Raw genomic sequence first — 6,393 nt, forward strand, 5'->3', positions numbered from 1 at the left:
TCTTGAAGAGTCCACACACCTCACCAAGATCACGCGGTGGCCGTTCCAGTTCCCGAACCAACCGGCCCGATCACGAAGTGCGGCTGGAGTACTAGGCGCCCCTGCTAGGAGCTGTTCAAGGTTCGGATCATGTGGCTGAAGTCAGGGACTTCAGCCACATGATCGATCCGCGTAGATGAAGGCCCGCCGCGAAGCTCTCGGGACTCTTGTCGTACCGGGTGGCCAGGCCACGCCAGGTCTTGATCTTCTGAAAGCACCGTTCGACGTGGTTGCGCCGTTTGTAGCGGTCGGCGTCGAACGTGACGGGTCGGCCGCCAGCGGAGCCCTTCCGTTTCCGGTTCGCCGCCTGGTCCGCTTTCTCGGGGATCACCGCGGTGATCCCGCGCCTGCGCAGGCAGGCGCGGTTGGCCTTCGAGGAGTAGGCCTTGTCCGCGGTCACCGCATCGGGGCGGGTGCGCGGTCGGCCGACCGGGCCGCGCACCCGGATCTTCTCCAGCACGGGCTGGAACCGGCGGCAGTCGGCGGCCTGGCCCGGGGTGAGCACGAACGCCAGCGGCCGGCCCGCGGAGTCGACCGCGGCGTGGATCCTGCTGCTCAGGCCGCCCCGGGATCGGCCGAGTCCGGCTTTCGCGGCCCGGGCCCTGCGCCGACGGCGTGCCTTGGCACGAACCTCCGCGGGGTCGGACGTGTCGTCAGGCCCCGCCTGCGCATCACCCGCGGCACGGCCTCCTGCTGCGGCAACGGAACCCCCTTTTCCTCGGTCAGGGCCTGTTCGAGCGCATCGAGGGTCTCGCCGGCGACCGCCAGCCCGGACGACTCGTGATGGGCCCGCACGATCGTCGAGTCCACGCTGACCAGCGCCAGCCCGACCTTCCGCGCGAGGCGGCCTCCTCGATCAACGCGTCCATCAGGGCCTGGAAGAACCCGGAGGCCACCCAGCCGCGGAAGCGGGAGTAGACCGTCGTCCAGGACCCGTAGCGCTCGGGGACGTCCCGCCAGCCACTGCCAGTGCGAAACCGCCACAGCACCCCGTTGAACTGCTCTCGGACCCGCCGCGGCAACGGCCCGGTGGCAGCCACCGGAACATGCGGTTCGATCAAAGCCCACTCGGCATCCGTCACGTCAAAACGCGCCACGACCCCGAGTTCTACCAGAGACACCCGCCCGCCATCAGGCCAAGCCAAGATCCGAACCTTGAACAGCTCCTAGCCGCCTCACCGCTGGCGGCCAGTGCCACGGGCCACCACTTCGCGGACAATCGCGAAGCCAAAGTCCTGGGTGGGTACGCGAGTTCACCATGTCTGGCGTCGCTCAGCGGTCCCTCGACCCGGTCGCCGCGGACCGGCTGTAGGACTATGCGTGCGGCCTGCTCGCCTAGAACTTGTCTGCCCAGTGGTGTTCTCGCCCTTGCACGGGACCAGCCCGACGATAGCGTCGTAGCGGAACCCGCCCGGGTTCGGCAGCAGGGCGCTGAGGCCGGTCAGGTCGGCCTGCGAAGCCCCGGCCAGCACGCGTTCCCTGCCAGCCCGTACGTACCGCCCCGAGACCAACCCCTGCTGCCTCGGCACCTCTCCATCCGGGCCGCCAGCGTCGAGACAGAGTCCGAACTGCCCTACGCCGAGCTGCACCAGCTCCGCCATCCGCTGCTCGCCGACGCGGCCGGGATGGAGAACGGGACCCGAGCGATGTTCGGCGGGGTTCAGGGCGATTCGCCCTCGGTCATGGCGCTCGGAATCGCCGTGCTCAGCCTAATGTCGCTCTCCGCCACCCGGCGGCCGCTATTACTGGTCCCGGACGACAGGCAGTGGCTGGACGACTCCAGCGCCGACGCCTGCGGCTTCGTCGGGCCGGCGCCTGGCCTGCGCCCCGGTGCAACTGCTGGTGCCGTCCGCACAGCCTCGCGCTTCGACACCGCCGCCCTGCCCGAACTGCCGGTCGCCGCCCTCGCCGACGAGCACGCGGCCCACCTGCTGGACCACCGGCACCCGGACCTGAGCCGGCCAGTCCGCCGGGCCGTGCTGGAGGCCCTCGACGTCCGGGACGCCGTCCTGGTTGGCTTCTCCATGGGCACCAGCGAGGTCGACCGCTACGTGTCCACCTACGGCTCGGAGCGGATCGCCAAGGTCACCTTCCTGTCATCCCTGGAGCCGTTCCTACTGAAGACCGACGACAACCGGACGGCGCCGTCCCGAAGGAGGCCTTCGGCGGCATCGTCGCGGCGGTGAAGGCCGACCGGTACGCCTTCCACACCGGCTTCTTCAACGACTTCTACAACCTGGACGAGAATCTCGGCACCCGGATCAGCGAGGAGGCCGTCCGCAACAGCTGGAACGTCGCGGCGAGCGGGGGCTTCTTCGCCGCCGCGGCCGCGCCGACCACCTGGTACACGGACTTCCACTCCGACGCCGCCCGCATCGACGTGCCGGCCCTGATCCTGCACGGCACCAGCGACCGCATCCTGCCGGTCGAGAACACCGCGCACCCGTTCCACAAGGTGCTGCCCGCCGCCGACTACGTCGAGCCGGTCTCCACCCATGTGCCCCCCGACACCCAGCCGGACGCTGTCCGAGCTGGTGGTATCCCCGGTCGGCACGCTGTCGGTGTTCGACTACACCACGCCCATCCCGTACCCCTTCGGCACCGAGCGCACCGGCTGGCTGGTGACCTACCTGGACAAGGCAGTCCAGGCCGCCCGCGCCGACGGCGCGACCGTCACCGTAGCGCCGTTCGCCGACCCGATTGGCCGGGACGCGGATTCCGTCAAGGACGTCGGCGAACGCGGTGGCGTCGTTGGCGTTGCCCGAGTGAGCAGAATCGGCAACGACAGGCCCTGGCCGTCGACGGCGAAGGCGGACCTTGGTAGTCAACCCTCCTCCGGGCCAGCCGAGAGCCTGGCGTGCCTGCAAGCGGCCCGGATCTTCCAGTTCGTCCCCGTCCGTGCCTCCTACTTGCGGGCGCTGGCGGCGTGCTGGTGGACCGGGTTGACCACGGAATCGATGGCAGTGGTCTGCTCCACCCGGCCCACCGCCTCGCCGCAGACCGGACCCTCCGCGCCATGCAGCGAGGCACACCGAACAGATCGCGTCATAGCGTCATCTTCCTTTGCAATCACTCCAGTTCAAACCTCGGAAACGAGTACCGTCTGAGATGCAACCTAAGTCGGACGAGCCTCTGCCCTGGGGGAGCGATGCTGGAGATGGATGCCCTGCTCGGTCAGGTCGTACCCGCGGTGAGCGCTGCGGTGGGTGCCTACGGCACGGGCGTGCTGGACAGAGCAGAGGACGAGGCCGCCGACGCGACCATAAGGCTTGGGCAACGGTTGCTGAACCGAATTCTGCGCCGGAGCCCACAGCACGAGCCCGTGGTCGCCGCCGTGACCGACCTCGCGGAGTCCGCCGACGACCCCGACACGCTCGTCGTACTGCGGCGCCAGCTCCGTCGGCTGCTGACCAACGACACGGCACTGGCCCGCGAGCTGGCCGCACTGCTGCCAACTGTGGATGCCTCGGGCGAGCGGAGCATCGCGGTGGGCGGCGCGAACAGCGGTATTGTCTCCAGCGGCGACGACGCAGTGAATATCCAGCGTCGATGAGCGGGCCCAAAGGGAGCTGGCCCGGTGACCGGCCGATCGTCAGCCACGGCGAAAACCGGGGCATCATTAGTTCCGGCGACAACGCGACCAACGTGGTCTACATCGACAGCCGCTTCACCGCCACACCTAGCCTGCTCGACCTACCCATCCAGCAACTCGACCTGCTGAAACCCCCGTTGCGTCGCAGACTGTTCGGCAGAGAGGAACTTGTTGAGCAGGTCACCGACCAGCTCAACAACGGCCGGAGCGTGCAGCTGTACGGCCTTTCTGGCGTCGGCAAACAGGCGATCGCCCTGGAAGTGAACGGCCGCCTAGGTGCGCACGGCCTGCGAGGCACCGTGCTGCTGCCGCAAGCCGGCCCACCCGACACCCTCGCCGCGGTCTATGACCGCCTGGCGCGACGGATCTTCGGCAAGGATTTCCTGCGCGGCGTCGACGAGGATCTGCTGCGCGCCGCTGTGACCAGAGTGACAACCCATCTCACCATTGTTGACTGCGCGTTGACCGGAGAGGACCTCACCCGACTGCTGCACTGCTTCCCTGGGTGCACCTTCCTACTCACCTCGCCATATCGCACCTTGCCGAACGACCCCGGGGCCATCCATCACGTCCAGCCTCTCGCTCCGTCTCCCGCCGCCGAACTGCTCAGCGCCGAACTCGGGCTCCCGCTAGGCCCAGTGGGATTGCAGAACCTCCAGTTCAACCAGGCGTACCGTATGGCCGAAGGCCAGCCACAACGCCTGCTCCAGTACGCCGCATTCATCCGTAACTTCGACGACTGGCGGGCCCGATCGGGCGAAGCGCCATTCGATCATCCCGGCCCAACCGACACTGGGCAGGTCAGCCCTCAGCAACAGGCGGAGATCCTGGCAGCGGCTCTGAGCGAACCAGCACGGCAAGTCCTGGTGGCACTCGCTACCTTCCAAGCGCCCCTGCATGCCGCCTGGTTCGCAGCCGTTACCGGCAACCCGCACGCCACGGCTTCCAACCTCGAACTGTTCGATCGCGGTCTCGTCACCCTGCACGGCGACGGACACGAACACCGAATCACCGCCGACGCGGCCGTCGCCGTAGGCTCCCAGGGCTGGCCGCCCACGTCGGCGACCACCGCCGCCGAGGGCATCATCGCCCTGCTCGCCAGCGCCAAAGCCGCAGGCACCGCGCTACCGCCCCCCGACCCCTACCTACTGGTGGCCGTCGCACACGGACTCAACTCAGAAGGGAAGCGAGCGCAGGTGTCCGGGTTCGTCCGCGTCACCGCCCCGCTCGCTCTCCGTGCTGGCCACCGGCGCGCGGCACTCCAGCTCTACGCGCTCGGACGGCGGGCTGCCTCCCAGGCCGGGCTCACCGACGACATCGAGTTCTACCTGCGAACCGGCGAACAGACCCGCAAGCTCCTGGACGGCGACGCAATCGCGGCAGTCACCGCCCTGGCCTTCCTCGCCTCCAGTGCCGGCCAAGCCGCGCTAACAACGGCTACCGGCGCCGGGCAGTCAGCCTGGGCATGGCATGTTGCCCACCACGCCACCCAGATCTGGCGCAGGCTAGTGGAATTCGCACAGGTCAAACCGGCCGTTGCGGTGGCAACGACGGTCGTGCTGGCCGGAGGGGCAATGACGGCGGTCGTTGTGGCGACCAACGGCAGTCCCGACAAAATCGCTGCGGAGTGCTCCGTTGCCCGGGACGCCTCCAAAGCCGGGTTGAACATCAAGGTGACCACGCCGCAGGGCCTTGTCGCCTTCTACCGGGCATCCGCCAGAGACCTGCAACACCCATCCTCTGAGATCACCATTCCAAAGCTGAAGGAGGCGATACAGAAGCGGGCCGATGAACTGAACGGCCTGGCCGACAATCAAGCGCGGGCCGGCAACGAGTTCGCCGACGAGAGGCGCGGCATCGACAGCTCCGACAAGGTTGACACCGGAGCACGGATTGAGGACCACAAGGCGCGCAGCGTGAAGGATAGCCTCGCGGCAATTTCCTCCTACTGCGACAAGCATCATTGTGCTTGCGCCGACGTCGCCCGCGGCCACCACCTTGCGCCACAGCAGTCTTCGCTCGTTACGCGCCGGGAGCTTCTCGCGCTGAGCGAAACCCCCGCTCCCTCTGCCCGATCCCGGCCTGTTCACCATTCCACGGGCCTCACGCCGCAACATAACTTCTCCCCTGACGAGGACGACGACCACGGGCTCCTGCCTGCATGGCACGTCACCGTCCTGCGCGGCTGATACGAGCGGTTCGGTGCCGAGCACTACTACGTGGGCGGGTCCCGCCTCGAATTGCTGGTCGCCCGCCTGCCGGCCACTCGGTACACCCCGGCCCGGGTCACCATCGAGCAGCACGCCTATACGCACGACGGCATCCAGGGTCTGGAGCAGGCCAGCGACGGGCAAGTCCGCTCCCACGTCTGCTCCGTCTGGTGAGACTGATCACTCCACCGACAACCGGCCCGCTGCTCAGTCAACCCTGATCCCTATAGGCAAAAGACGATAAGGAATGCACAGGCGGCGAGCACCCGAATTGACCGCAGAACCCACCAACTGCGCACTGCCGCCACGACCGCTGATGGCCGACAAGGACAGGGATCCTCGTCGGCCATCAGTGTTCGCGCTGGTCAAGCTCGCTTCAGCGTCAGCCTGAAGCGGAGCGACGAAGGTGCGCGATGCTGAGCGTCCAGGCGTGATCCCGTTCGGCATCGCGTCGTTCCGGATCGCCGGCTTCATACTGTGGCCGTTCGGACGGACCACCGTCGAGCGCCGGGACGCCGGACCCGCCTCCTGCGTCGGCAACGTGATCTGGTT

At 67.9% G+C, this 6,393-nt stretch carries 4 protein-coding genes and 3 pseudogenes; 5 read left to right on the plus strand and 2 right to left on the minus strand.

What is annotated here, in order from left to right; all coding sequences use genetic code 11:
• Positions 1 to 127: 127 nt before the first annotated feature.
• Positions 128 to 1,136 (minus strand): annotated as a pseudogene (locus ACFRMQ_RS36635) (IS5 family transposase).
• An 879-nt stretch (positions 1,137 to 2,015) separates the two neighbouring features.
• Here ACFRMQ_RS36635 and ACFRMQ_RS36640 point away from each other — a divergent pair.
• Positions 2,016 to 2,521 (plus strand): annotated as a pseudogene (locus tag ACFRMQ_RS36640) (alpha/beta fold hydrolase); the annotation flags it as partial.
• A gap of 423 nt (positions 2,522 to 2,944) precedes the next feature.
• Here the strand turns inward: ACFRMQ_RS36640 and ACFRMQ_RS36645 are convergent.
• On the minus strand, positions 2,945 to 3,088 hold the full coding sequence (locus ACFRMQ_RS36645; RefSeq protein ID WP_380735165.1) for a hypothetical protein: 144 nt from the start codon (positions 3,086 to 3,088) through the stop codon (positions 2,945 to 2,947).
• Positions 3,089 to 3,187: 99 nt separating this feature from the next.
• Here ACFRMQ_RS36645 and ACFRMQ_RS36650 point away from each other — a divergent pair, with 99 nt between their 5' ends.
• From ACFRMQ_RS36650 to ACFRMQ_RS36665, 4 genes and pseudogenes are all read left to right on the plus strand, one after another.
• The gene (locus ACFRMQ_RS36650; RefSeq protein ID WP_380735166.1) at positions 3,188 to 3,592 is read left to right on the plus strand and encodes a hypothetical protein; all 405 of its coding nucleotides are present in this window, start codon (positions 3,188 to 3,190) and stop codon (positions 3,590 to 3,592) included.
• Positions 3,589 to 5,820 (plus strand): hypothetical protein, encoded by a 2,232-nt coding sequence (locus ACFRMQ_RS36655; protein WP_380735167.1) that lies wholly within the window; start codon positions 3,589 to 3,591, stop codon positions 5,818 to 5,820. The genes ACFRMQ_RS36650 and ACFRMQ_RS36655 overlap by 4 nt, the downstream gene beginning before the upstream one ends.
• 30 nt (positions 5,821 to 5,850) lie before the next feature.
• Positions 5,851 to 6,015, plus strand: a complete 165-nt coding sequence (locus tag ACFRMQ_RS36660; protein ID WP_380735168.1) for a hypothetical protein — start codon at positions 5,851 to 5,853, stop codon at positions 6,013 to 6,015.
• Positions 6,016 to 6,247: 232 nt separating this feature from the next.
• A pseudogene (locus tag ACFRMQ_RS36665) lies at positions 6,248 to 6,393 on the plus strand (hypothetical protein); the annotation flags it as partial.

It is taken from the genome of Kitasatospora sp. NPDC056783 (assembly GCF_042789895.1).
Lineage (GTDB): Bacteria > Actinomycetota > Actinomycetes > Streptomycetales > Streptomycetaceae > Kitasatospora.

Bases quoted from the DNA above. Each gene is read 5' to 3' on its own strand.
- ACFRMQ_RS36645 (WP_380735165.1), bottom strand. From the start codon at position 3,088: ATGACGCGATCTGTTCGGTGTGCCTCGCTGCATGGCGCGGAGGGTCCG.
- ACFRMQ_RS36650 (WP_380735166.1), top strand. From the start codon at position 3,188: ATGCTGGAGATGGATGCCCTGCTCGGTCAGGTCGTACCCGCGGTGAGC.
- ACFRMQ_RS36655 (WP_380735167.1), top strand. From the start codon at position 3,589: ATGAGCGGGCCCAAAGGGAGCTGGCCCGGTGACCGGCCGATCGTCAGC.